Source organism: Pseudomonas brassicacearum (assembly GCF_003732265.1).
Classification (GTDB): domain Bacteria; phylum Pseudomonadota; class Gammaproteobacteria; order Pseudomonadales; family Pseudomonadaceae; genus Aquipseudomonas; species Aquipseudomonas brassicacearum_D.
On the sequence record NZ_MOBK01000274.1, the window covers coordinates 1 to 493 of the forward strand.

Genomic DNA, 493 nt, shown 5'->3' on the forward strand with positions numbered 1-493 from the left:
AAATAAAACAGGGACAGATCACGACTCCTTATTTTAAACGGGGCAGATCAGAGTTTTTACATCCATAATCTACCGCCTGGGAACTCTCCTCTTTCTCGCTATTTAACGTGATCCGACCATGAACAACATGAACAGCAAGATTTTCGAAGAATATAACTACTGGCTTGGACCGAATGAAGACACAAATTGGAATGAGTACATTACTGAACAGGTAGCTCATGGGGTTTTAGGAAAATTTAACGCCATGGACTGGCAACAACTTAATGAAGCAATTCTTTTAAAAGAGGAATACTGGCAAGAAAGGAGCGCTGCTGCTCTGGGAGAGTTGCGATCGCCCGAAGCGATAGAGCTTTTAAAAAAATTTCTTGACTCTACGTTCTCCGAGGTAGCAATCGCCGCAGCTTCCGAGCTTGATTGGACTGAAGCAGTTATTGAGGAAAAATACTCTAATAAAATTCAGCGAATCATAGACAATCTACCCGATGAAGAAATT

General features: G+C 41.4%; 1 protein-coding gene. It reads left to right on the plus strand.

Annotation, left to right across the window (positions count from 1 at the left end; genetic code table 11):
• Positions 1-118 precede the first annotated feature (118 nt).
• Positions 119-493, plus strand: a 375-nt coding sequence (locus BK660_RS31235) for a HEAT repeat domain-containing protein (RefSeq protein WP_259698571.1), incomplete at its 3' end; no start/stop codon positions are given.